Origin of the sequence: Thalassospira sp. UBA4513 (assembly GCF_002388495.1) — a bacterium.
In the GTDB taxonomy this organism is placed as follows: Bacteria; Pseudomonadota; Alphaproteobacteria; order Rhodospirillales; family Thalassospiraceae; genus Thalassospira; species Thalassospira tepidiphila.
Window position 1 is genome coordinate 67,876 of the sequence record NZ_DGMR01000030.1, and the last position, 243, is coordinate 68,118.

Below are 243 nucleotides of genomic sequence, written 5' to 3' on the forward strand. Positions count from 1 at the left end.
GAACGGTTTCTATTACGATTTCGCCCGCGAAACGCCGTTTACGCCCGACGATCTTGTGAAGATCGAAAAACAGATGCACAAGATCATCGAACGCAACGAACAGATCGTGCGCGAGGTCTGGGACCGTGATGAGGCGATCAAGTTCTTCCTTGATAAGGGTGAGAAATACAAAGCCGAGATCATCCGTGATCTTCCGGAAACCGAGACCATTACCTGCTATCGCCAGGGCGATTTCATCGACCT

General features: G+C 50.6%; 1 pseudogene. It reads left to right on the forward strand.

The window, feature by feature from the left end:
* Window positions 1-243: pseudogene (locus B2T33_RS11900) on the forward strand (threonine--tRNA ligase); the annotation flags it as partial.